Below are 25,654 nucleotides of genomic sequence, written 5' to 3'. Positions count from 1 at the left end.
GTTTAATTGGATTTTTATTCAGACAGTTGCGGAATCGGGCTACCACCCAAAGCTTGCAGCAGCGTGACATAAGCATTGTATTGATTCTGTTTGGTATTCACCAAAGTTAGACGTGCACTACGTGTAGTTTCCTGTTGATCCAGTAAATTTTTTAAGGCGACGGCACCATAACGATAACGCACATCAGTCAGGCGTTCCGCTTTTTCAGCCAATTCAAGATTTCGCTGTTGTAACTTCACTTGCTGATCCAGCTCACTCCGTGCAGATAAGGCATTTTCCACATCGGCAAAGGCCTGATAGAGGCTTTGCCGATATTGCACAATGGCTTTTTCATAATCTAGCTGGCTTATTGCAATATCCTTTTTCATATCGTTATATTGCAAAAATGGCAGGCTGACACTGGCACCCAAAGTCAGGGCTGGATTACGCAGCAACTGGGTTAAAGAGGTGCTGCTACTGCCTAAATTCCCCGTCAAGCTAATCGAAGGGTAGTAGCTCGCCGTGGTTGCATCTTTAGTGGCTAAACTTTCACGCAGGCGTAATTCCGAGGCTTTCAAATCTGGACGACGCGACAGAATCTCGGCAGGTAAACCTGCTGCGATGCTCGGTAAAGTCAGCTGTGGTAAACGTTGCGGCTCTTGAATATTCAGTTGTTGCACTGGCATATGCAGTAGTACCGCGATCGCAGTACGGGTTTCTACCAGACTTTGCTGAATTTGACTTAGACTGGCTTTTTGGCTTTGTACCGACTGCTCTGCTTGAGTCAGCTCCAAACCAGATACTGAGCCTGCCTGATATTGAGCCTTGACCAAATCATACAGCTTTTGTGAGGTGGCTAGACTTTGCTGTGCGGTACTGCGGCTTTCATTGTAATACGCCAATTGCCAGTACAGTTTTGCAGTTGTGCCAATCAAACTTTGAGCGGTGGCTTGCAAATCCTGCTCAGTGGCCAAGGCTTCCCATTTTTTGGCTTCCGTCTGACGTGCTAACTTGCCAAATAAATCCAATTCATAACTGAGTCCAGCACCCAAAGATAAGCCGCTAGATTGATCATCTCCCGAATTCAGCTCGAATTGATGTCCTGTGGAAACCGTGGAATTCACCCGAGGTTTTTGCTGATTTTCGCTCAAATCAGCCTGTAATCGAGCTTGTTTCAGGGTCATACCAGCAACAGCCAAATCGCTGTTTTTTGCCAGTACGGCATCAATCAGTTGATTCAGTTGGGCATCACCAAACAAAGTCCACCATTGGTCGGCATAAATGGCTTGCTGGCGTTGCTGAGCGGTGGCCCGATCATATTGAAACTGGGCAGGCGTTTGTACGGTAGGCGCTTGATAGGGGGTTTTCACCACTGCGGCACACCCCAGCAAAGAACTGCTCAACAGCATTGCCGTACACAAACGAGTAAATGAAAAATGCATAATGTGTCCTTATTCTCGGGCAAGGGCGGCAACAGGGTCGAGCTTGGCGGCATTTTTGGCGGGTAAGAAGCCAAAAACAACCCCAATCAAGGTCGAGCAGACAAAGGCGGCAATAATTGAAGTCGTAGAGTAGGCAATGCCAAAATTTCCACCTGCAAATTTCTGGATAATTTGACCTAAGCCGAGCGAGAGCAGGACACCCAATACCCCGCCAATCAAGCAGACGAGAATCGCTTCAATCAAGAATTGTTGCAGAATATCGCTTTGACGTGCACCCACGGCCATACGCACGCCAATTTCCTGCGTCCGTTCGGTCACGGAAACTAGCATAATGTTCATCACCCCAATACCACCAACCACCAAGGAAATGACGGCAATTGCTGAGACGAGCAGGGTCATGGTGCTGGTGGTTTTTTCAATGGTTTGACGGATGCTGTCACTGTTCATGGTAAATACATCTTGCTGACCATGACGTTGGGTCAGCAGATTCACAATCGCATTTTCAGCCGCACTGGTGGAGTATTGGTCATTGATTTGCACAATGATATTGCGGACATTACTTTGCCCCAGCATACGGCTCATGACGGTGGTGTAAGGCATATAGACATTCAGGGTGTCATCCGATCCCATGGCACTGTTTTGCGGCTCTACCACGCCAATAATCCGTGCGGGTACGCTACCGAGCAGGATGACTTGTCCAATTGGATTCGCGCCATCACTAAAAAACTGCTTTTGCGTATTGGTGTCAATCACCACATCTTGGGTGCGGTCACGAACACTACGTTGATCAAAGGTTTGCCCATCTTTAAAGCTGAGGCCTTTGACCGTGAAATAATCGCCACCGACGCCATTGATGGTGCCGCTGGCTTCATTTTGTTGATAGCGCAGCGTTTGAGAAGAACTCACCATCGGGCTGACGGCACTGACATAGGGCTGAGTAGCGAGGGCTTCGGCATCGCTTGGCACCAGTGTTTTAAAGCTGGCAGTTTTGGAGTTATCACCAAAACCACGCCCCTGAAACACGGTAATGGTATTGGTGCCCAAGCTGCTAATATTACTAAGAATCTGCTTTTGCGAACCATTTCCTAAGGCCACCACAGTCACCACTGAGGCAATCCCGATAATAATCCCCAGCATGGTCAAAAAGGTTCGCATGCGGTGGGCATTCATCGAGAGTAAAGCCATGCGAAAGGCCTCACCTAAACGGTCGAGCAGGGAGCGCCATGCGGAAACACTTTTATTTTTTTCTTGTTGCGCTGAAATGGCCGTTTCAGCATCAGGATCTTGATGCAGTTCGGTGTCATATTCGGGCTGGTTGACACGGTCGGCGATAATCTCGCCATCACTGATTTCAATGATACGGCTGGCATTCTTGGCCACCTGCATATCATGCGTGACCAAAATAATGGTATGACCTGCGGCATTCAGTTCGCGTAAAATCCGCATCACTTCGATACCACTATGTGAGTCCAATGCACCCGTCGGTTCATCGGCAAGAATCACATCACCACCATTCATCAGGGCGCGGGCAATCGAAACCCGCTGTTGCTGACCACCCGAGAGTTGGTTCGGGCGGTTCTGGGTTTTATTGCCCAATCCTAATTCGGTGAGGAGGGCGGTGGCCCGTTGTTTACGTGCATAGGGCGTTGTGCCTGCATAAATTGCAGGGACTTCAACATTGCCTTCCGCGGTTAAATCACCGAGTAAATGATAACGCTGGAAAATAAAGCCGAAATATTCGCGGCGTAACTCTGCCAACTGATCTGGTTCTAGCTGTCCTGTTTCTTGGCCTTTGACCCGATAACTGCCTGAAGTTGGGCGGTCTAGGCAGCCCAGAATATTCATGAGGGTGGATTTACCTGAACCAGATTGACCCACAATGGCCACCAGTTCACCTTCATAAATGGTCAGGTCAATGCCTTTGAGAATTTGAACAGTGCTTTCGCCAGCAGGGAACTCTCGTACCAAGTTGCTGACTTCAAGCAAGGCTTTTTTTGTCATGCTTACATTCCCATTGGTGGGCCGTTACGACGACGATTACCGCTATTGGCGCTGGCTGCTGAGGTTTCGGAGCTGTCAGCAATCACCACTTGATCACCTTCTTTTAAACCCGCCAAGACTTGTGCATTTACACGGTTATTAATACCAATCAAAACTTGTTTGGGCTGGGCAGAACCATCGGCCTGTAATACACGCACCACACTTAAGCTGGCTTTACCGTCTTTCAGCAATTGTTGTTGCGCTGCATTCAGCTTTAAACGTTCAAGTTTGGGAGCTTGTGTCGGTGCTGCATCGGATTTGTTGTCTGCAGACGAAGCCACGGCTTGAGCTGTGGTGTTTTGCTTCATTTTCGCAGAACGATTAGAAATTGCCGTAGAAGGCACCAACAAGGCATTTTCTGCAGCATCGAGCACGATATACACCTGTGCGGTCATATCGATACGCAGTTTGCCATCCTGGTTAGGCACATCAAATAAAGCATTGTAGTAAACAGCAGTATTCGACGAGCTTGAAGTGGTACTGCTTTCATTGCTGATCGAGTCGGGTGCAGGTTCAATCTGGCGCAGGCTGGCATAACGTTTGCTGTCATCGCCTAAGGTGGTGAAATAGACTTGTTGGCCTTTTTCGACTTTCATAATGTCAGCTTCACTGACCTGCGCTTTAATAGTCATATTTTGCAGTTTGGCAATTTTGACAATGGTGGGCGTACTTTGGTTAGCGTTCACCGTTTGTCCTTCTTCGGTCACAATGGCCACCACAGTGCCATCAGTCGGTGCCACAATACGGGTATAGCCAATGTTGGTTTGTGCAGTCGACTTGGTGACTTTGGCAGACTCAATTTGTGCATCAATCGCTTTCACCTGCGCAATGGCAGTTTTAAAAGTGGCTTCAGCAGATTCAAGTTCAGCTTTCGAGGTGGCATCTTGGGCAAACATTTGTTGCTGACGCTTATAGGCCAATTGTGCTTCATTTAGGTTGGCTTCTTGCTGCAAACGTTGCGCCGCTAAATTCTTAATATTGGCTTCAGCAGTTTTCAGGCTATTTCCCTGAGTGGTAGAGTCAATTTGCGCAATCAGCTGACCTTGTTTTACTTCATCGCCCAATTGCACATACATTTTTTGTACCTGACCGGATACCTGTGCCCCTACGCTGATCAGCTTGGTGGCATCTAGTGTACCTGTTGCCAAAACCGTATTTTCTAAATCGCCACGGCTGACCGCCTCGGTAATGTATTGCGGTTGTTCTTGTTTGGGTTTGAAGTAATTCCAAGCCAAAAAGGCAAGCAGGGCAATACACAGCAGTGCGATCATCATTTTAAAGAATTTTATTTTTGGCATAGCAGGTCAGGGAGTAAAAAATAATCACGGCTAGTATAAAAGTGAAATACGGATAAATCGTGGATTTTTTACAGAATTTGCAAATGATAACTATTCTTTACTAGATTTTGCGGAATCTGTCCGCTTTTTTCGTCCCGATTCTTAAATGATGCATGATCAATGCTTATAGGCTGCTTTAAACGATAAGATTTTTATGTTGTATCGCCAGCTTATATGAATGCTCCTCACCGAAAATTTACACTTTATTTTCCTATAGATTTAGAACTAAAAAGCAGATAATATTTAATTCCATAAAAAAAGTATGGGTTTTTTGGTTAAAGATAAAACCTAAATGGGTTGCTGTAATAAAAAATAACTTAATGAAAATAATGTGAGGGAAATCATGGAGTGGAGTGAAAAATTTAATATTGGAATTGAGGTGATTGACAATCAGCATCGACAAATTCTGGAATATATTAATACGCTGGATCAGATCCGCATAAGTGGGCAGCGCAACCAAATTAGCGATGTGTTAGATGATTTGATTGACTATACCCAATCGCATTTTAGTTTTGAAGAAAATTTGCTCAAGCAAGTCAATTATCAATATTTACCCTCGCATCGAGGCATTCATGAGTTATTTGTCAAACGTTTGAATGATTGTCGCCAGCGCTTTGCTCAAGGGGAATCGGTTGAACACGATTTACATCGTTTATTGTCTAAATGGTTAATTAACCATATTCAGCATGATGATCAGGATTATGTGGATGCAGTGCGTGACAATATGTTGCACTATTTACGTGCTCAGGAGCAGAAAAAAGGTAAAAGCTGGTTTGCACGCTTCTTTAGCTAGATGCATCAGTTTGACAGAGCTTTAGGTTTTTAATTTAAAAATAAATTTTTACCACAAAGCATGCTGATGGCTTGTAAGATCAGATGTTCAGGGTTTTCTTTACTTAAGCCTTTGATCGATGCATCGATTCGCAACAAAAGCGCAGGCCAGCTTAAGAATTGTTTAGGATGTAGTCGGCGTAAAGCCTGTTGATACAGACTGACTTTGGTTTTCCAAATTCCCAACTGCAATGCATTTTGCGGTTGTTCAAACAGCTGCATCAACAGGCGCATTTCTTTGCTGATGCTCCAGAGCAACAGACTCATCGGTTCACCCGAAGCCAGTAAATATTGGTAAATCTTGACCGCTTGCGCAAAGTTGCCTTCCAGTAAGGCATCGCTTAAATCAAAGGTGCTATAACGGGACTGGTCTTGTAAACAGCTGAGCAGTTGCTCGATGCCAATTTGGGCCAAATCGGGAAAGGTATCCCGCACGCGCATCAAACTATTTTTAGCCGCCAACAAGTTATGTTCATGATGCTGTTCTAGCCACTGCCATGCATTATTCGCCAGTTGAATGCCCAGCTTTTCTGCTTCAACCGCTAAAATCCGTTGTCGATCTTGCGGATAATGTGCCGTCAGCGACACATTGACGCCATTGGCATCAATGACTTTAAAGAAACCGGACTTTAAACTACTGCTGTCTTGTTTCGGCATTACAATTAACAATAAATTCTGTTCATTGTGTTGCAGATATTGGGTCAACAGTTTGATGCCATTGGCATCTGGCTTGATATTGCCATGCACTTCAATTGCGAGCTGGGTAGAAAATAACGACAAGCTGTTGAGGGCATTAAACACAGTTTTCCAGTCACTGACATTGGACAGGTCATAGCGCTGACGTTCAATATTCTGTTCTTGCCAGCTCTTGCGAAAGGCATCGAGCAGGTTTTGTTCCAGTAAGGGTTCTTGACCATGCAGAACCCATGCACCACGTGCTTCTGGAATGCGTTTCAGGGCCTGCAAATAGTCGAGTTTCATATAGCAATTACAATTAAGGCTGAGTTGTGGTATTCGTCACTTTCGGTAAACGATTGGATGAAATCTGACGCACAATCTGTTGTGCCACATCATCAACCAGCACTTGTTTTAAGAATTTCTCTTCTTGGTCATCGGTGTTGACCGTCGCCAAGTTATATTGATAGCTACGTGAAGCGGTAACGGTACGCATTTCAGTTACAGGATTACCTTGCGCATCTTCAATGCGGAAAGTCACGTTTAAACGCAATAAGGTTTCAATTAATTTACCACGTAATTCTTGGCGTACAGGAGTGTAGCTATATACATGTAAGCGGTAGGCATTCGGGTTATTGCTGAGTTGCACACCAGCTGTACCTAAATAAATGGATAATTTTTCTTCTAATTCTTCAGTATCTTTGGGTAAAGACAAGCTCATTTGGGCATAGGCCACAGGGGTTGCCGAAGGTTGTGTGCCTTTTAAGTGAAAACCACAGCCCACTAAACCTGCACCTAGACCGCAAGTTAGAATAATAGTTGCGAAACGCTTGCCTAAATGCATGTGTTTTCCTCTGTCAATGCCGCGACTTTGCAGTGTAATACCAATTGATTTCAAACATCTATGATTTTAGTAGCAAAGCCCGTTAAATGAAAACGGGCTTTGTTTAGGTTTAGTTAGACATCCCTCCCAACCTCCCTTTGCAAAGGAAGGCGTTCCCCTCGTTACGAAAGAGGGGTTAGGGGAGATTGAGTTAAACCACCAAGTTCACTAATTTATTAGGTACGACAATTTCTTTCTTGGTTGGACCTGTTAAGAATTGTTGTACTTCTGGTAACGCCTTAGCCAGGGCCAAAAGTTCATCTTTCGATGCATCAACCGACACTTCTAATTTGCCACGTAATTTACCATTCACTTGAACGACAATCGTTTGCGTATTACGCGTTAATGCCGACTCATCCACCACTGGGAACAAGCTTTGGGTTAACTCAATACCAAACTGAGTCAATAACGTCTGACTCAAATGCGGTGCAAATGGCGCAAGTAACGTCAACAACGTCGTAATCGCTTCACGTGCAACGGCAACATCATTGTCATCTTTGGCTTCAAACTTGTTGCTGGCATTGAGCAATTCCATCAATGCGGCAATGGCTGTGTTGAATGCATGACGACGTTCAATGTCATCACCGACTTTTTGAATCGTTTCATGGGTTTTACGACGTAAATCTTGCGCATCTTTGGATAAATTGGCTTTATCGATGGCAGTGGCTTGATTGCCCTTTTCAAGGAAACCTGTCGCTAAACGCCAGACACGTTTCAAGAAACGGTTGGCACCTTCAACACCCGCATCTGACCATTCTAAAGATTGATCTGGCGGTGCAGCAAACATCATAAAGACACGTGCTGTATCTGCGCCGTATTGATCAATAATGGCTTGTGGGTCGATACCGTTGTTTTTCGACTTGGACATTTTTTCTTGTCCGCCGATCACCACTTCTTGACCATCGCCTGAATATTTCGCAGAAAGAATACGACCTTTCTCGTCACGTTCTAATTCAATATCCGCTGGGTTAAACCAAGTTTTCTTGCCATTTTCAGCTTCACGGTAGAAGGTATCTGCCAAAACCATGCCTTGAGTGAGCAAGTTGGTAAATGGTTCGTTGCCTTGTACCACACCTTCGTCACGCATCAATTTATGGAAGAAACGCGCATAAAGTAAATGCAGAATCGCATGTTCTACACCACCAATGTATTGGTTCACTGGCAACCAAGATTGTGCTGCTTCAGGCTTCACCATACCGCCAGTAAAGTCTGGAGAGGCGTAACGAGCGTAGTACCAAGAAGACTCGACAAAGGTATCTAAGGTGTCAGTTTCACGACGTGCATCGCCACCACAGCAAGGACACTTAGTTTCATAGAACTCAGGCATCTTGTTGAGTGGGTTACCTGAACCGTCTGGAACCACATCCGTTGGTAAGACCACAGGCAATTGATCTTCTGGAACAGTAACCTGACCACAAGTATCACAGTTGATCATTGGAATTGGACAACCCCAATAACGTTGACGAGAAACACCCCAGTCACGTAAACGGAATTGAACTTTAGAATTTGCTAGACCTTGTGGTTCTAATTTTGCAAGGAAGGCATCAAATGCCGCTTGGAATTCCAAACCGTCAAACTCGCCAGAATTAACCAGTTTACCTTCTTTAGAACCATACCATTCTTGCCATTCAGTTGCAGAGTACTCTGCATCGTCAGCACCTCTGGCATCAATGACTTGCTTAATTGGTAGGTTGAACTTGTTGGCAAACTCAAAATCACGTTCGTCATGCGCAGGCACGGCCATCACAGCGCCAGAGCCGTAAGACATGAGTACGTAGTTAGCAATCCAAACTGGTACTTGTTCGCCAGTCACTGGATGTTTTACAAATAGACCCGTTGCCATACCTTTCTTTTCAGCTGTAGCCAAGTCAGCTTCAGCAACCGAACCCATACGGCATTCTTCAATAAATGCAGCAAGCTCAGGATTATTTTCTGCGGCTTTTAGTGCCATTGGGTGTTCTGCTGCCACGGCAACATAGGTCACACCCATTAAGGTATCGGCACGTGTGGTATAAACCGTTAAGCCATCTGCATAAATCTCAGGATTTGCTGAAGGGAAGGTAATTTCCATTCCAGTCGAGCGGCCAATCCAGTTGCGTTGCATGGTCAAAACTTGTTGAGGCCAGCCGTCTTTGAGTGAGTCTAGGTCATCAAGCAGTTCTTGCGCATAATCGGTGATGCGGAAGTAGTACATTGGAATATCGCGTTTTTCCACCAATGCACCTGAACGCCAGCCACGACCATTTTCAACCTGTTCGTTGGCTAAAACGGTTTGATCGACAGGATCCCAGTTTACGGTTGAAAGCTTACGATAGATCAAGCCTTTCTTATAAAGCTGTACAAATAACCATTGTTCCCAGTGGTAATACTCAGGGGTACAGGTTGCAAATTCACGATCCCAGTCAATCGAAAGCCCCAGCTTTTTCAATTGATCACGCATGTAGGCGATATTTTCAAAGGTCCATTTCGCTGGTGCAACTTGATGTGCAATCGCGGCATTTTCAGCAGGGAGACCAAAAGCATCCCAACCCATCGGTTGTAATACAGTTTCACCTTTTAAACGGTGAAAACGGCTGATCACGTCGCCAATGGTGTAGTTACGCACATGACCCATATGCAGCTTGCCACTTGGGTAAGGGAACATCGACAGAATGTAACGACGAGGACCTTCTACAGTGTCGGCAACTTTAAAGACTTTACGATTTTCCCAGTCTTGTTGGACAGTGGGTTCAATCGCACTAGCTTGATATTCAGGGTCAATATGAGTAGTCATAAACGTATTAAGGAACAACGGTTAAAAGTTTGCTGCACAGCATAGCGCAAAATGCACCTAAATGTGAATTTTGCAGCGGCTGAACAGTAAGAAAAATTAAACTATTTCGTAAAAGCTGATTTTATTCAGTGCTGTAATTTTTTCCATCCGGTTTAGGGGCAGGAATTGCTTTGCTCTCAGCGGGAGGAGGAGTCATGTTAGTCGTTGTCTTTGTAGTGTCGTTAGCCATGTTCGCTGCTGGTTTAGCTGTCGCGGCAGCATTCACGGGCATGGTTGAATTATTGGTTTGGGTTTCTACAGCTGGGTTACTGCCACGACTCGTACTAGGGGCTGAATTGTTCCACCCATAAGTTTGTACTTTGCCTTTTTTTTGTGCGCTTTTGGGTGGTGGGGTCGTGGTGTAATGCGTTGAGCCCTTGGCATCGACCCACTTGTAATAATCTTTGGCCCAGAGCGTTGTGCTGGAAAATAATAATGCGCAGGCAAGGATTGCACCGCTCAGCGAATGGAATGAAAGAGACATACGCATCATCCTATTTTATTTCTATGCAGGGAAAGTGGTGTTGAAAAAAACAGCATCATCCTGTGTTTTACGAGGGAAGTGCTGAATATTGATTGTGCTAAATAGTATAGGTCGATTTTTATTGAGAACAAGCAATTCTTGAGAAAAACGACCAAGTTTTAAATGGATTTATTTTCGTAAAATTAGAGGGATAGTGGATTTTTTATCACCGGTGCTCAAATTTTTCTGAATGCTTGAACTGGTCTGCAAAAGTATAATTTTAGAATAAAAAATATACGGTCTGTGCGTAATCAAAAAAAAGCTGATTTTTCAACTTGACAATAGGAGTTTAAACAAGAAAAATGCTGTCTTTAGTTTTATATGCCTTCTTTCGATCACCCTTCGAAGAAGTGTCATGTCATGCAATGGGCGTCATCTCTAGCCGAGATGGTGAACAAAGCAAATAAAAATATGTTTATCCCAACATGTTTTAGATCCCATATTGCTCAAACAGCAAACGGATCGGATTTTTTTCCTATTGCCATGAAAACTATGAAATATGTGTGCTATAACAGTGCAGACAATTAATGAATGAACACTGCTGATGTCTCCCATCAAGCGGTGATAAAAGATTAGGGTGAATCACGTTGGAACTTTTATCTGGTGGTGAAATGCTTGTTCGCGCATTAGCGGACGAAGGCGTTGAACATGTTTTTGGATACCCAGGCGGCGCAGTTTTACACATTTACGATGCGCTTTTTCAACAAGACAAAATCAATCATTATCTCGTACGTCATGAACAAGCTGCTGGTCATATGGCAGATGCTTATTCACGCGTTACAGGTAAAACAGGTGTAGTACTGGTCACTTCAGGTCCAGGCGCAACCAATACTGTTACTCCAATTGCAACTGCTTATATGGACTCAATCCCAATGGTGATTTTGTCTGGTCAGGTTGCGTCACATTTAATTGGGGAAGATGCATTCCAAGAAACAGACATGGTGGGTATTTCTCGTCCTATCGTGAAACATAGTTTCCAAGTGCGTCATGCCAGTGAAATTCCTGCAATTATCAAAAAAGCCTTCTATATCGCGGCTTCTGGTCGACCAGGTCCAGTGGTTGTTGATATTCCAAAGGATGCGACGAATCCTGCAGAGAAGTTTGCTTACGAATATCCTGAAAAAGTGAAGATGCGTTCTTATCAACCACCACACCGTGGTCACTCAGGTCAAATTCGTAAAGCGATTGATGAATTGATCAATGCCAAACGCCCTGTTATTTATACGGGTGGCGGGGTTGTGCAGGGTAATGCATCAGCACTTTTAACTGAATTGGCACATTTGTTGGGCTATCCAGTAACCAATACCTTGATGGGCTTAGGTGCTTTCCCTGGAAACGATGAACAGTTCATCGGTATGTTGGGCATGCATGGTACCTATGAAGCCAATATGACTATGCACAATGCGGATGTGATCTTGTGTGTTGGCGCGCGTTTTGATGACCGTGTCACCAATAATCCTGCAAAGTTCTGTCCAAATGCGAAAGTAATTCATATTGATATCGACCCTGCGACGATTTCAAAAACCATTATTGCACATATTCCAATTGTGGGTGCTGTAGAACCAGTTTTACAAGAAATGCTGGTGCAGTTGAAGCAAATGAATGTGTCAAAGCCAAATCCTGAAGCGATTGCGGCTTGGTGGTCACAAATCAATGAATGGCGCAAAGTGCATGGTTTGAACTATGATAAACCAACTGATGGTTCAATGAAGCCGCAACAAGTGGTTGAAGCTTTAGACAAGATCACCAATAGCCAAGCCATCATTACTTCGGATGTCGGTCAGCATCAAATGTTTGGTGCGCTTTACTATAAATACACACGTCCACGTCAATGGATCAACTCGGGTGGCTTAGGCACCATGGGTGTAGGCTTGCCATATGCAATGGCAGCGAAGCTTGCATTCCCAGACCAACAAGTGGTGTGTATTACTGGTGAAGCCTCCATTCAGATGTGTATTCAAGAACTTTCTACCTGTAAGCAATATGGCTTAAATGTAAAAATCTTGTGCTTGAATAACCGTGCCCTCGGTATGGTAAAACAATGGCAAGACATGAACTATGAAGGACGTCATTCAAGTTCTTATGTAGAGTCATTGCCTGATTTTGCCAAGCTAATGGAAGCTTATGGTCACGTGGGTATTCAAATTGATCATGCAGATGAACTTGAATCAAAGCTTGCCGAGGCGATGGCGATTAATGATAAATGTGTATTCATTAATGTCATGGTGGATCGTACTGAACACGTTTACCCAATGTTGATTGCGGGTCAGTCGATGAAAGATATGTGGTTAGGTAAAGGGGAGCGTACTTCATGAGACACATTATTTCTGTACTCGTTGAAAACGAAGCTGGTGCGCTTTCTCGCTTAGTCGGATTATTCTCGCAACGTGGCTACAACATTGAAACCTTAAATGTTGCCCCTACAGAAGATCCAACTTTGTCGCGTTTGACGCTGACCACCTATGGTGATGATCATAAAATTGAGCAAATTACCAAGCAATTAAATAAATTGGTTGAAGTGGTAAAAGTGGTGGACTTGTCTGAAGGTGCTCACATTGAACGTGAGTTGATGCTGATTAAAGTCAAATCTCTTGGTTCAGCACGCGCTGAAATTAAGCGTACAGCGGATATTTTCCGTGCGCAGATTGTTGATGTGACACCAACCACGTACACCATTCAAATTGCGGGTACGACGGAAAAGATCGACGGCTTTATTGATGCCTTGGCGGAAAACACAATTTTAGAAGTTGTGCGTTCAGGTGTATCGGGTATTGCCCGTGGTGAAAAAGTTTTAACGATTTAATTCAAAATTGAAAGACTCACTTATTCACAAATAACTTTGAGTAACGCCCATAGAGAGGATGCTCGGCAACAGGTGAATAAGTGATCCATAAAGATAGCATTCTAGCGGAGACAACAATGCAAATTTTTTACGATAAAGACTGTGACTTATCTATCATCCAATCTAAGAAAGTAGCGATCATTGGCTACGGTTCACAAGGCCATGCTCATGCACTTAACTTGAAAGATTCTGGTGTAGATGTCACTGTAGGTTTACGTGCTGGTTCAGCATCTTGGAAAAAAGCTGAAAATTCAGGTCTTAAAGTTTCTGAAGTTCCAGCTGCTGTTGCTCAAGCTGATGTCGTGATGATCTTGACTCCAGATGAGTTCCAAGCTCAACTTTATCGTGATGTGATTGAACCAAACATCAAAGAAGGTGCAACTTTAGCATTTGCACATGGTTTCTCTGTTCTTTATAACCAAGTTGTTCCACGTAAAGACTTAGATGTCATCATGGTTGCGCCAAAAGCACCAGGTCACACAGTACGTTCAGAATACCAACGTGGTTCAGGTGTACCTGACTTAATCGCGATCCATCAAGATGCTTCTGGTAATGCCCGTAATCTTGCACTTTCTTATGCTTCTGGCGTAGGTGGTGGTCGTACCGGTATCATCGAGACTTCTTTCCGTGAAGAAACTGAAACTGATTTATTTGGTGAGCAAGCAGTTCTTTGTGGTGGTGCAGTAGAATTAGTGAAAATGGGCTTCGAAACTTTGGTTGAAGCTGGTTATGCACCTGAAATGGCTTACTTCGAATGCTTACACGAACTTAAGTTAATTGTTGACTTGATGTTTGAAGGTGGTATTGCGGACATGAACTACTCAGTGTCTAACAACGCTGAATATGGTGAGTATGTAACTGGTGTTGAAGTCATCAACGAACAGTCACGTGAAGCAATGCGTAATGCACTGAAACGTATTCAATCTGGTGAATACGCGAAGATGTTCATCAACGAAGGTGCATTGAACTACCCATCAATGACTGCGCGTCGTCGTCAAAATGCTGCACACGGTATTGAAGTAACGGGTGCTAAATTACGTGCGATGATGCCTTGGATTCAAGCAAACAAAATCGTAGATAAAGAGAAGAACTAATTCTTGAATCAATTGATTTGAATGCGAAGACCCACTCTATTTGAGTGGGTTTTTTATGTTTATGGTTCCGTGCCTCAAAAAGATGAAAGCAGTGCTTTCATTTTTCTCGTGCCTTGGATTCAAGCAAACAAAATCGTAGACAAAGAAAAGAACTAATTTTCTGATCTAGCTGATTGATATGCGATAAAACCCTGAGAAAGCAGGGTTTTTTTATTGGATAACAAAAAAGATTTTATATAAATATGTCGGTTTTGAAGCGGGATTAAAAATTTTAGAAACAAATACTTTGGGGTTTTCTCATTTAGAAGACTTTAATGATCCATTTGAAGGGACTGGTTTGGGGCTTTATGATTTAGATGTTTCTTTACCCGTTGCAATCAATGCATTCCGTAATCGTTTTTCGAGAAAATATTGTATTTTGAGTCTAACCAGAACGGCTTTGAATCCACTGATGTGGTCGCATTATGCCGATCGCTACAAAGGAATGGTCATCGGGATTGATACTGAAAAAGCAGGCTTTGAAAATATTGATCAATATGTAATTCCAGCCCGGAAAGGCGAAGTTAGATATTTAAAAACAGTGCCCAAAGGTGTTAATGTCGCCAATATTGATCATTTACTCTCCATAGGTAATTCGAGCCTCTTAAATTGGCAGGTGAATGAAAATCTTCTGAAGCATGGTTTTCTCTATAAAATGCAAGAATGGGCATATGAGGAAGAAGTGCGAATTGTTAAAAATATATCCTCGGCGAATATTGGGTATCATTATTCAGCTCAAAGGGAGTTTGAGCTAGATGGTCAGCTTTGGCATCGGGTGGAGCTTCCCACCAGACCAATATATACCACTAAAATTCCGAAAGACGCATTTGTAGATGTGACTTTAGGTTTATCTACCTATCAGGAATTAAAGCGCTTACAAGAACGAGAGACACAGCAGTTTAACCCTGAAAAAGTGGAACGGTTGGAAAAATTATTTGCATGGATTGGTTTGATGAACTTACCAACTTATCAGGTTGAGCGAGATAACCAAGATTGGGTGCTGAAAAGAGAAGAGATGACTAGATAATCTTTACAATATGCTGGTGGTCTATATTGAATCTGTCATGAATTTATCATCAAACTGTCAAACTCGACATCTATGCTAATACAAAATTAAGCAATAGGTGTCATATGTCTAACATATCCACTGTGGGCCTGCTAAAACAACAAGATTTTCCAGACAGTTTTAAGTTTTATTTTAAATTACACAAAAACAAAAACAGCGTAGAAGAAATAAGTGTTTTAAGAGATCTGGTTCGCCCACGGTTAAAAATTGCAATTGTCACTGAAACATGGCCACCAGAAGTGAATGGGGTGGCTTTATCGTTAATGCAATTGTGTAAGGGCTTGCAGCGGCAAGGGCATAAAATTTTACTGATTCGCCCGAGCCAGACACAAACCTGTTATGAGTTTGTTCCAAATAAAGAATGTCTCGTTGCTGCCCAAAATATTCCTAAATATCCGGATTTGCAGTTTGGTCGACCGCAATTTATTAAAGTGGCCAATGCGCTAGAAGAATTCATGCCCAATGTGGTGCATATCGTCACAGAAGGTCCTCTGGGTTTAACGGCACTGCATGCCGCCAAGAGTAAGGCAATTCCGATTTCCAGTGGCTTTCACTCCCCATTTCAGGATTTCAGCCGGTTCTTTGATTTGGCTTTTCTGGTGAAGCCCATCCAGCACTATCTACGCTGGTTTCATAACAATACGCAACTGACCTGTGTGCCCAGCAAAGATACTGAGCGTGCCCTAAAACAGTTCGGCGTGAAGTGCCCTTTAGTCGTCGTAGGGCGAGGGGTGGACACTCAGCAGTTTTCTTCAGTCTTTCGCTCCGATGCATATCGGTGCAATTGGGGTGCGGATAGTCAAACGGTGGTGATGCTGTATGTCGGTAGACTATCTCCGGAAAAAGAAATTGATGTGCTGATTCGTAACTATATATGTATGCGGCAACACGGCAAGAAGTACTACAAACTGGTGATTACAGGCGATGGACCAGATCGTCAACGTCTAGAAAGTCTGGGGCAGCCACATGGAGTCATCTTTACGGGCAGTTTGACTGGTAAGAATCTTGCTAGTGTATATGCCAGTGCGGATGTTTTTGTTTTTGCCAGTCAGGTTGAAACCTTTGGTAACGTTGTTTTAGAAGCAATGGCCAGTGGTCTACCAGTTGTGGCGTATAATTACGCCTGTGCACATGCACATGTTGAACATGAACTTACAGGATGGCTCAGTCCCTTAAATGATGTCGATGCTTTTGCACGCCATATGCAGAATTTACCGAGCACTCAAACATTAAATGCAATGGGACAACATGCTCGAAATACAGTATTAGAAATGGGGTGGCAATTGCCTGTTTCTCAACTCGAGCAAGCTCTTTATCACGTGGCAAAGGAAACACAAATGATCGCCTAAAGCACTTAAGCAAAGCTGAGGAGAGAAAATATGAATTTTAAGAATGCAAAAATAAAAATACTCGATCTCGACTTGAAAGGTTGTTTATATCTGAATCATTTTTCCCATTCAGAACGAGTGGCGTATTTTTTTAAACAGGTAAGCCGGTTAGGTGATGGTATTTTTTGGTACCTGATGTTGATGAGCCTGTGGTTATTACAAGGTTTATCTTATAGTCTACAAATGCTCTATCTCATATTGGGTTCGCTATTGGGTACAGCTATCTATAAGATTTTAAAGACAAAAACAGTGCGTCCGCGACCTTATCAGGTACATCAGGTCATTCGCTTGTGTGAGCGTCCTTTAGATCATTTTAGTTTTCCTTCAGGGCACACATTACATGCAGTTATGGCCACCGTCGTGATCGGTTCTATTCAGCCTGCATTATTGGTTTTGATGTTGCCTTTTACGGTGTTGGTGGCTTTATCTCGGATGGTTTTGGGTCTGCACTATCCGAGTGATGTTGCTGTCGGTGCAGTGATTGGGGCTAGTGTGGCGGCCGTGATTATTGCCTGTGCCCCCATGTTTCAGATTGTTTTATAACTAAATGGGCTGCTGATTTTTCAGTAGGGCTAAAATTTGTTAAAGTAGCACGAACATTGTCGAGATTTAGGAACAGTCATGGGTTTACGTTGGACCGATACCATGGATATTGCCATTGAATTGTATGAAGCACATCCAGATGTGGACCCGCAGTGGATTCGCTTTACCGATTTACATGCATGGGTCTGTGCATTACCTGATTTTTCTGATGATCCTACGAAGTCAACTGAAGGTCTACTTGAAGCCATTCAAATGGCTTGGATCGACGAAGCCAGCTAATCTAGCGCTTTTCGAACGGCACATCGAAAAAATCCAGTTTTTTTACATTTCAAAAGCTGATAATTGCTCATTATTCGGTATAATGCGGCAAAATTTTCACGTCTAATTTGACTTAAGGAGCCGATCATGGCTATTGAACGTACTTTATCTATCGTTAAACCAGATGCAGTAGCTAAAAACCACATTGGTGACATCTTTGCTCGTTTCGAAAAAGCTGGTCTTAAAATCGTTGCGACTAAAATGAAACACCTTTCTCAAGCTGAAGCAGAAGGTTTCTACGCAGAACACAAAGAACGTGGTTTCTTTGCTGACTTAGTTGCGTTCATGACTTCTGGTCCAGTTGTTGTATCTGTTCTTGAAGGTGAAAATGCAGTTCTTGCTCACCGTGAAATCTTAGGCGCGACTAACCCTAAAGAAGCTGCTCCTGGTACAATCCGTGCTGATTTCGCTGTAAGCATCGACGAAAATGCTGCTCACGGTTCTGACTCAGTTGCATCTGCTGATCGCGAAGTGAACTACTTCTTCGCTCAAACTGAAGTTTGCCCACGCACTCGTTAATCGAGACACTTCAAACCAGATAAGTGTTATACTGCTTATCTGGTTTTTTTATTCTCTTCAAAATTATTTGCTTGAATATTGAGCAATCTCTTCTATCTTCGACATGGTTTAGGTAATTACACATGAGTACTGAAGTGGTCGTTTCATCTGCAACTTCTGATGAATCGCAACAATCTTTGTCCACTCCAACACAACAATCTTCTGTGGAAAAAGTAAATTTACTGGGCATGTCACGTGCTGAGCTGGAACAATTCTTTGAAGCCATGGGTGAAAAGAAGTTCCGCGCAGGACAGGTGATGAAGTGGATTCATCAATATTTCGTGACTGATTTTGCTGAAATGACCAACATTTCAGGTAAGTTGCGTGAAAAATTAGAGCGCGTTTGTGAAATTAAAGCGCCAGAAGTTGTGCATCGTAATTATTCTAAAGATGGGACCCGTAAGTGGGTGTTCCGTGTAGGGGATGGTGCAGGTTCATTGGTTGAAACCGTGCTAATTCCTGCTGAAGATAAAACTGGGGCGCGTAAAACCTTGTGTATTTCTTCACAAGTGGGTTGTGCCTTGGATTGCTCTTTCTGTTCAACAGGCAAGCAAGGTTTCCAGCGTGACTTAAGCCCTGCGGAAATTATTGGTCAGTTGTGGATGGCGAACTACTCTTATATGGAAGATGTTCCCGTCGCAGAACGCGAGCGTACCGTCACCAATGTAGTGATGATGGGTATGGGCGAGCCCTTGCTCAACTATGATGCCGTGTTAAGTTCAATGCAGTTAATGCTCGACGACTTTGCATATGGTATGTCTAAGCGCCGTGTGACCTTGTCCACATCAGGTGTCGTGCCGAAAATTGATCAATTGGCACAAGATATTGATGTGGCATTGGCGATTTCTTTACATGCGCCGAATGATGAATTACGTAATGAATTGGTGCCTATTAATAAAAAATATCCATTAGAACAACTGATAGCTGCATGTCAGCGATATTTGGCCAAAGATGGAAATGAAAGTGCTCGACGTCATGTCACGATTGAATATGTGATGTTGGATGGTGTGAATGACCAGCCAGAGCATGCACAGCAGTTATTGAAATTGTTAAAGAATTTACCGAGTAAAATTAATTTAATTCCATTTAATCCGTTCCCGCATGCGCCATACGGACGTTCTAGCCGTAACCGCATTATTTCTTTCCAAAAAACTTTGTCTGATGCAGGATTTGTGTGTACGATTCGTCAGACACGTGGTGATGACATTGATGCTGCATGCGGTCAGTTGGTCGGTCAAGTGGCTGACCGAACACGTCGTGCAGAACAGTGGAAGAAGAAAGTAGCTGAGCGGAATGAGATTTTGCGCTCAAAAGGATAACAAAGGGGCGGTCAATTGAGTAAACCCACGAATAAACTTGCATGTATTACAATGTTTTGTCTTTCAATGTCGCTGGTCGGGTGTATTACAACAACCACTTCGTCAGCACCAGGGTTTAAAAAAGACCCAGAGAAAGCAGTAGAAGTGCGTACTCAATTGGCAGCCGAATATATTCGTAAGGGCGATCTGGATGCCGCAAAACGGGCACTGGATCAAGCATTGGAAATGGAGCCACGAGACTCCACCGCCAATATGATGATGGGTGTGCTGTTGCAGCAAGAAGGTAGCCCTGCGAATATGGAAAAAGCAGAATTGCATTTTAAGCGTGCGATTTCTGCAGATCCGAAAAATGCACAAGCTCGTAACAACTATGGTACGTATTTATATGTCGTAGAACGTTATAATGAAGCGATTGAGCAGTTGAGCATTGCTGGGTCGACACTTGGTTATGATCAGCGCTTTAAGGCATTGGAAAATTTGGGTCGTATTTACTTAAAGCTGGGCGATACCGCAAATGCGGAGAAAGCCTTTAAACAGGCTTTACAGGTGAATCCGAATTCTTATGTTTCAATGCTAGAGTTGTCGGAAATTTTTTATTCCAGACAACAAATTCCTGCAGCAACCCAGTTGTATGAACAGTTTGTTCGTCTGGTTGGGCAGAAAAATCAAAGTGCGCGAGCCTTATGGATTGGTATCCGTATTGCGCGTGCCAATGGCGACAAGATGGGAATGCAAGTGTTGATCAATCAACTGCGTGCGTTGTTCCCAGATAGCCAAGAATACAAACGTTATTTGCAATTACAGTACAGTACTGAGGCCGTATGGAAGTAAATCCTAATTCACCGCAATCGAATGGTTCAAGCGTAGTACCTAATGCATTAGGAAATGTCCAGCGTCCTGGAGAATACTTGCGCCAAAAACGTATTGCTCAAAAGCGTGAATTAAGTCAAGTTGCTGCAGATTTAAAAATTCCTGTAAAAACTTTAACTGCATTAGAGCACGATGAGTATAAGTCATTACCTGAAGCGACTTTTATTAAAGGTTACTATCGGACTTATGCCAAATATCTGAATGTTGATGCTACATCGCTCATTCAACGCTTTGATGAAATCTATGCCAACGATACTGGTATGGTACCAAATCATGCGCTGGATAATTCTCCTATTAAAATTATGGGGAAATTGCCAGGTTCGAAAAGTGAGCGTAATCGTAAGTGGTTAAAGCGTTCAATTATTGCGATCATTATCTTATTGATTTTGGCTGCAATTGTAGGCAGCATTCAGAGTTGGAATTCATCTAGTAGCTCTAGCAATAATGCTGCAGACAGTGGCAAGTCTGACGTTGAAGTATTGTCAGTCGATGGCGCTAATGCGGTATCCGGTGATCAATTGGTGTTGAATTTCAGTCGACCGACTTCCGTGCATATTGTTGACTCTACTGGGAAAGTTTTGGCTACAGGTCGTCAAGCCAACACTTTAACTTTAAATGGTGAATCTCCATTCCAAATCCGTTTGGATGATGCATCAGCCGTGTCATTAAGCTTGAACAATGAACAGATTTCATTGTCACCATATACCGCCAACGGAAAAGCTGAATTCCGTTTATCGCGTTAATGGTGCCAGAGTAAATAATCATGATTGTAAACCCGATTAAACGCCGTCCTACCCGCAAAATTCGTGTGGGTTCTGTTTACGTCGGAGGCGACGCCCCGATCAGTATTCAAAGTATGACCAACACTGAAACCTGTGATGTTGATGCTACAGTCGCGCAGATTCAACGCTGTGCGGATGCTGGTGCTGACATTATGCGGGTTTCTGTGCCATCGATGGAAGCTGCGGAAGCCTTCGGTGAAATCCGCAAGCGCGTTCAAGTGCCATTGGTTGCGGATATTCACTTCGATTATAAAATCGCATTGAAAGTGGCAGATATGGGGGCGGATTGTTTACGCATTAATCCGGGCAATATCGGTTCTGAAGCCAAAATACGTGAAGTGGTTGCAGCGGCACGTCATCATGATATTTCTATGCGGATTGGGGTAAATGCAGGTTCTTTAGAAAAAGATATTCAAAAAAAATATGGTGAGCCGACAGGTCAAGCACTACTTGAATCTGCAATGCGCCATATTGATATTTTAGACCGTTTAAACTTCCATGAGTTTAAGGTATCGGTAAAAGCTTCAAATGTGTTTTTAACCATGGATGCTTACCGTTTACTGTCTCAACAAATTGATAACCCCTTACATTTAGGGGTGACCGAAGCAGGGATTTACCGTACCGGTTCCGTAAAATCGGCGATTGCTTTGGGTGGTCTGTTGATGGAAGGTATTGGCGATACCATGCGTATTTCCTTGGCCGCAGAACCAGAAGAAGAAGTCAAAATCGGTTTTGATATTTTAAAATCATTGGGTTTGCGCTCAAATGGCATTAATTTTATTGCCTGCCCGAGTTGTTCACGTCAAGAATTTAACGTGATTAAAGTCATGCAAGACCTCGAAGAACGTTTGGAAGACATTCGTACCCCAATGGACGTATCCGTCATTGGCTGTAAAGTCAATGGTCCAGGCGAAGCCAAAGAGGCCGATATTGGCGTGGTAGGGGCTAGTCCACGTTCACTTGTGTATCGTAATGGCGAGAAAAGCCATTTAATTGATACCAAACAGTTGGTTGATGAAATCGAAACAATGGTTCGTCAACGTGTTCAAGAGCTTGAAGAAGCTAAATCTAAAGAGATCATTCGTAGTTCATCATGAGTTCAATTGTCGCAATTAAAGGTTTTAATGACATTCTTCCAACGCAAACACCAGCGTGGAGACGTCTAGAGCAACATTTAGCATCGTTAATGGATGCCTATGGCTATCAACAAATCCGTTTGCCGATGGTTGAACAGACGGGTCTTTTTAAACGCGCTATTGGTGATGCGACCGATATTGTCGAAAAAGAAATGTACACTTTCTTCGACAAAGGCAATCCACCCGAGTCGTTAACGTTGCGCCCTGAAGGTACTGCGGGCTGTGTACGTGCCATGCTTGAGCATAATTTGCTGCGCGGTGCGACCCCACGTGTCTGGTATATTGGGCCAATGTTCCGCTATGAAAAGCCGCAAAAAGGCCGTTATCGCCAATTCCACCAATTTGGTGTGGAAACCTTTGGTGTGGCAACGCCTGATATTGATGCTGAATTGATTCTGATGACGGCACGTCTGTGGCAACGCATGGGGGTTGCAGACAAAGTACGTTTGGAACTCAATACTTTGGGTGAAACAGATGAACGTGCTGAATATCGCGCTGCTTTGGTTGAGTTTTTAACGGCACATAAGGATGAGCTGGATGAAGATTCTCAACGTCGTTTAACCACTAATCCGTTGCGTATCCTCGATTCAAAAGATGCTCGTACCCAACAGATTCTGGAAAATGCGCCAAAACTGCATGACTTCATGAAAGAAGACACTATGCAGCATTTTGCCCAATTGCAACAGTATCTTAATGATGCAGGTGTGGAGTTTGTGATTAACCAGAAATTGGTGCGTGGTCTAGATTACTACAATAAAACCGTCTTTGAGTGGACCACGACCCATTTAGGTTCGCAAGGGACAGTCTGTGCAGGCGGTCGTTATGATGGTCTGGTTGGACAATTGAAAGGCAAGGCCGATCAGTCTGTGCCAGCGGTTGGTTTTGCTATGGGCATGGAACGTTTATTACTTCTACTTGAACAAGTGGAAGAGGCGGCTCCCGTGCGCGATTGCGAAATTTTCTTGGTGGCAGATCCAGCCTCTCAAGGTAAAGCTTTGGTTTTGGCAGAACAAATCCGTAACCAATTAGAAGCAGCGCAAAGTCCATTACGTTTAAAAGTGGGCTCTCAAGGTTCAATGAAAAGCCAAATGAAAAAGGCGGATCAATCGGGTGCAGTGTATGCCTTGATCTTGGGTGAGCGTGAGTGGGATGCACAGCAGTTTGCGGTTAAAACACTGGCTACTGCAGAGCAGTCAGAAGTTGCGATTGCCGATGTGGTACCATTCTTCATCGAAAAATTTTCTTCAAAATAAGAGTCAAATAACATTCAGGAAAAGGGTAGTCTGATGAGCGCATCATTAAGTGAAGAAGAACAACTTGAGAGTTTAAAATCATTCACGAAAAAATATGGTTCTGCCATGATTAGTGGGATTTTAATTGCGTTGATTGCCTTTTTCGGTTGGGAATATTGGCAAAAGAAAAACTTGGCAGAGTCGCAAATGCAAACGGCAAAAGTCCAGCAATTAATGGATGATGCGCGTAGTGTGCAAGGCAATCCGAATGCGATGACTGAGTTGACCGAAGCTGCAGATAAAATTGTCAAAGACGATCCTGATTCTGCGCAGGCAATTCAGACCCAATTTGTGATGGCGAAATTGGCTTATGACAATCGCGACTATGCGGGTGCTGAGAAAGCCTTGAAAAAGGTGGAAAACTCTAAAGTTAAAGACGAAGGTTTAACGCAACTTGTCAAGCTACGTTTGGGATATGCTCAGTTAGCCCAGAATAAATTTGATGATGCCCTGAAGTCTTTAGCCCTAGTGACCGATCCAGCTTTTAAAGCAACAGCAGATGAAGCGCGTGGCGATGTTTACGTGGCGAAGAATGATGTAGAAAATGCGAAAAAAGCGTATCAAAGTGCATGGGATGCATTGGTTGAGCGTAAACAAGAGCGTCAAATTTTACAAATTAAACTCGAAAGTGTTGGCGTTTTAGTGGATGATCCTGAAATCGAACGCCCAATTCTAGAAACACAAGTGGATGAGTCTTAATGGATAGAAAATATAAAATACCGTTTGCACTAACAATTTTGACGCTTGCTTTAGTGGGTTGCTCAAGTAACAAGATTAAAGTTGAAGATGCAAAACCAAGTCCATTACCTAAACTTGAACAATCGAAAAGTCTGGCAGCCGTCTTTTCACAAAGTGTTTCATCGACGTCAGATGCCGATCCACTGCGTTTACAACTCGATATTGATAATGGTGTGATTTTTATTGCGGATCCGAAAGGTGAAGTGACTGCTTATCGCGGTAAGGACAAAGTTTGGAGCAAAAAAGTCTCCAAACAGGGGCTAAGCTCTGGTGTTGAAGCCAAAGATGGCATGGTGATTGTTGGTAATCATAAAGGTCAATTGTTTGCGCTGGACGAAGCAACAGGCGAGCAAAAGTGGGCTGCACAGTTAACCGGAGCGATTCTGGCACCTTCATTGGTGCAGTCAGGGCGTGTCGTGACGGTCAGTAATGATGGTACGGTCTACGCGCATGACCTAGAGACGGGTCAGCAAGTCTGGAGCTACGATTTACCAAATGTCCAGTTTAGTCTGCGTGGCACATCGACTCCTGTTGCGATTGATGGTCGTACCGTATTGGTGTCTTCTGCCAACGCCTATGTATATGCTTTAGATATTCTAAGCGGTGTACCGCGCATGCAACGCCGTGTAGCGGTCAGCGATGGACGTTCGGATATTCAACGTTTAAATGATGTGGATGGTGATCCTGTGGTTGCTGGTCAGCTTTTAGTGACCACCAGCTTCCAAGGGCAAGTGACTGCGACAGATTTAGCTTCACAACAAGTGATTTGGAGTGAAGATGCTAGCAGTACTAAACGTCCTGAAGTGGCAGACAATAAAGTGTTTGTTGCTCAAGTCGATGGTAAACTCGCTGCTTATGATCTGAGCACAGGTCAACAACTCTGGCAAAATGAACAGCTTTTAAATCGGGAGCTGAGCAATCCAGTCATGTTTGGTCAAGACCTAGTGGTTGGTGATTTGGATGGTGTACTCCATCTGATAGATCCAAATTCTGGACAATTGATTGGTCGTGCCAAAACCAGTGGTGCAGTGCGTACATTACGTGTTATCGAAGGTCAACTTACTGTAGCGACACGTAAGGGTACATTTAGCGTTTGGCAGAACCGTTAATTTTTGTCTGCCTTATGTTAAACTAAGCCAAATCCGTA

23 protein-coding genes are annotated in these 25,654 nt (G+C 43.7%); 16 read left to right on the top strand and 7 right to left on the bottom strand.

The genetic code is table 11. The features are described 5' to 3' along the window. Positions 1 to 14 precede the first annotated feature (14 nt). From ACX17N_RS13090 to ACX17N_RS13080, 3 genes are read right to left on the bottom strand one after another with little or no spacing between them, the layout of a single operon-like run. The gene (locus ACX17N_RS13090) at positions 15 to 1,421 is read right to left on the bottom strand and encodes an efflux transporter outer membrane subunit (protein WP_458893010.1); all 1,407 of its coding nucleotides are present in this window, start codon (positions 1,419 to 1,421) and stop codon (positions 15 to 17) included. Between the two features lie 9 nt (positions 1,422 to 1,430). Further along, the gene (locus ACX17N_RS13085) at positions 1,431 to 3,422 is read right to left on the bottom strand and encodes a MacB family efflux pump subunit (RefSeq protein WP_458893009.1); all 1,992 of its coding nucleotides are present in this window, start codon (positions 3,420 to 3,422) and stop codon (positions 1,431 to 1,433) included. 2 nt (positions 3,423 to 3,424) lie between these two features. After that, positions 3,425 to 4,759, bottom strand: coding sequence for a MacA family efflux pump subunit (locus tag ACX17N_RS13080; RefSeq protein WP_458893008.1), 1,335 nt, complete (start codon positions 4,757 to 4,759; stop codon positions 3,425 to 3,427). Positions 4,760 to 5,141: 382 nt separating this feature from the next. Here ACX17N_RS13080 and ACX17N_RS13075 point away from each other — a divergent pair, with 382 nt between their 5' ends. After that, positions 5,142 to 5,591 carry a bacteriohemerythrin gene (locus ACX17N_RS13075; protein WP_458893007.1) on the top strand — a complete coding sequence of 150 codons (450 nt, stop codon included), beginning with the start codon at positions 5,142 to 5,144 and terminating at the stop codon, positions 5,589 to 5,591. 29 nt (positions 5,592 to 5,620) lie between these two features. Here the strand turns inward: ACX17N_RS13075 and holA are convergent, their stop codons facing one another. From holA to ACX17N_RS13055, 4 genes are all read right to left on the bottom strand, one after another. Beyond that, entirely contained in the window at positions 5,621 to 6,610 is a 990-nt protein-coding gene (gene holA / locus ACX17N_RS13070; protein ID WP_458893006.1) for a DNA polymerase III subunit delta, read from the bottom strand. A gap of 13 nt (positions 6,611 to 6,623) precedes the next feature. Further along, positions 6,624 to 7,148, bottom strand: a complete 525-nt coding sequence (locus ACX17N_RS13065; protein WP_458893005.1) for an LPS-assembly lipoprotein LptE — start codon at positions 7,146 to 7,148, stop codon at positions 6,624 to 6,626. A gap of 190 nt (positions 7,149 to 7,338) precedes the next feature. Beyond that, positions 7,339 to 9,960 carry a leucine--tRNA ligase gene (gene leuS, locus ACX17N_RS13060; protein WP_458893004.1) on the bottom strand — a complete coding sequence of 874 codons (2,622 nt, stop codon included), beginning with the start codon at positions 9,958 to 9,960 and terminating at the stop codon, positions 7,339 to 7,341. A gap of 121 nt (positions 9,961 to 10,081) precedes the next feature. After that, complete coding sequence (locus tag ACX17N_RS13055; RefSeq protein ID WP_458893003.1) at positions 10,082 to 10,483, bottom strand: DUF4124 domain-containing protein; 402 nt, start codon at positions 10,481 to 10,483, stop codon at positions 10,082 to 10,084. A gap of 626 nt (positions 10,484 to 11,109) precedes the next feature. Between ACX17N_RS13055 and ACX17N_RS13050 the strand changes: the two genes are divergently transcribed. From ACX17N_RS13050 to bamB, 15 genes are all read left to right on the top strand, one after another. Further along, positions 11,110 to 12,837: an acetolactate synthase 3 large subunit gene (locus ACX17N_RS13050; RefSeq protein ID WP_458893002.1), complete on the top strand. Its 1,728-nt coding sequence runs from the start codon at positions 11,110 to 11,112 to the stop codon at positions 12,835 to 12,837. Continuing rightward, positions 12,834 to 13,325: an acetolactate synthase small subunit gene (ilvN, locus tag ACX17N_RS13045; RefSeq protein ID WP_004697653.1), complete on the top strand. Its 492-nt coding sequence runs from the start codon at positions 12,834 to 12,836 to the stop codon at positions 13,323 to 13,325. The genes ACX17N_RS13050 and ilvN overlap by 4 nt, the downstream gene beginning before the upstream one ends. A 116-nt stretch (positions 13,326 to 13,441) precedes the next feature. Then, positions 13,442 to 14,458: a ketol-acid reductoisomerase gene (ilvC, locus tag ACX17N_RS13040; RefSeq protein WP_458893001.1), complete on the top strand. Its 1,017-nt coding sequence runs from the start codon at positions 13,442 to 13,444 to the stop codon at positions 14,456 to 14,458. 286 nt (positions 14,459 to 14,744) lie between these two features. Next, positions 14,745 to 15,524 carry a DUF2971 domain-containing protein gene (locus tag ACX17N_RS13035; RefSeq protein ID WP_458893000.1) on the top strand — a complete coding sequence of 260 codons (780 nt, stop codon included), beginning with the start codon at positions 14,745 to 14,747 and terminating at the stop codon, positions 15,522 to 15,524. 104 nt (positions 15,525 to 15,628) lie between these two features. After that, positions 15,629 to 16,912, top strand: a complete 1,284-nt coding sequence (locus tag ACX17N_RS13030; RefSeq protein WP_458892999.1) for a glycosyltransferase family 4 protein — start codon at positions 15,629 to 15,631, stop codon at positions 16,910 to 16,912. Positions 16,913 to 16,942: 30 nt separating this feature from the next. Continuing rightward, entirely contained in the window at positions 16,943 to 17,494 is a 552-nt protein-coding gene (locus tag ACX17N_RS13025; protein WP_458892998.1) for a phosphatase PAP2 family protein, read from the top strand. Between the two features lie 78 nt (positions 17,495 to 17,572). After that, positions 17,573 to 17,773, top strand: a complete 201-nt coding sequence (iscX, locus tag ACX17N_RS13020; protein ID WP_116760462.1) for a Fe-S cluster assembly protein IscX — start codon at positions 17,573 to 17,575, stop codon at positions 17,771 to 17,773. 126 nt (positions 17,774 to 17,899) lie between these two features. Further along, positions 17,900 to 18,331, top strand: a complete 432-nt coding sequence (ndk, locus tag ACX17N_RS13015) for a nucleoside-diphosphate kinase (protein WP_016166212.1) — start codon at positions 17,900 to 17,902, stop codon at positions 18,329 to 18,331. A gap of 122 nt (positions 18,332 to 18,453) precedes the next feature. Then, positions 18,454 to 19,689 carry a 23S rRNA (adenine(2503)-C(2))-methyltransferase RlmN gene (gene rlmN, locus ACX17N_RS13010; protein WP_458892997.1) on the top strand — a complete coding sequence of 412 codons (1,236 nt, stop codon included), beginning with the start codon at positions 18,454 to 18,456 and terminating at the stop codon, positions 19,687 to 19,689. Positions 19,690 to 19,755: 66 nt separating this feature from the next. After that, positions 19,756 to 20,520 carry a type IV pilus biogenesis/stability protein PilW gene (gene pilW, locus ACX17N_RS13005; RefSeq protein ID WP_458893038.1) on the top strand — a complete coding sequence of 255 codons (765 nt, stop codon included), beginning with the start codon at positions 19,756 to 19,758 and terminating at the stop codon, positions 20,518 to 20,520. Further along, positions 20,511 to 21,302 (top strand): helix-turn-helix domain-containing protein, encoded by a 792-nt coding sequence (locus ACX17N_RS13000; protein WP_458892996.1) that lies wholly within the window; start codon positions 20,511 to 20,513, stop codon positions 21,300 to 21,302. Before pilW ends, ACX17N_RS13000 begins: the two co-directional genes overlap by 10 nt. 20 nt (positions 21,303 to 21,322) lie before the next feature. Beyond that, positions 21,323 to 22,438 carry a flavodoxin-dependent (E)-4-hydroxy-3-methylbut-2-enyl-diphosphate synthase gene (gene ispG / locus ACX17N_RS12995; RefSeq protein WP_161934347.1) on the top strand — a complete coding sequence of 372 codons (1,116 nt, stop codon included), beginning with the start codon at positions 21,323 to 21,325 and terminating at the stop codon, positions 22,436 to 22,438. Beyond that, positions 22,435 to 23,730 (top strand): histidine--tRNA ligase, encoded by a 1,296-nt coding sequence (hisS, locus tag ACX17N_RS12990; protein WP_458892995.1) that lies wholly within the window; start codon positions 22,435 to 22,437, stop codon positions 23,728 to 23,730. Before ispG ends, hisS begins: the two co-directional genes overlap by 4 nt. A gap of 33 nt (positions 23,731 to 23,763) precedes the next feature. Then, the gene (locus ACX17N_RS12985) at positions 23,764 to 24,468 is read left to right on the top strand and encodes a YfgM family protein (protein WP_458892994.1); all 705 of its coding nucleotides are present in this window, start codon (positions 23,764 to 23,766) and stop codon (positions 24,466 to 24,468) included. Further along, positions 24,468 to 25,616 carry an outer membrane protein assembly factor BamB gene (bamB, locus tag ACX17N_RS12980; RefSeq protein WP_458892993.1) on the top strand — a complete coding sequence of 383 codons (1,149 nt, stop codon included), beginning with the start codon at positions 24,468 to 24,470 and terminating at the stop codon, positions 25,614 to 25,616. The genes ACX17N_RS12985 and bamB overlap by 1 nt, the downstream gene beginning before the upstream one ends. Positions 25,617 to 25,654: the final 38 nt, after the last annotated feature.

The sequence above is a fragment of the Acinetobacter sp. GXMZU3951 genome, from assembly GCF_054457875.1.
This window is presented reverse-complemented; position numbering and strand designations above follow the sequence as displayed.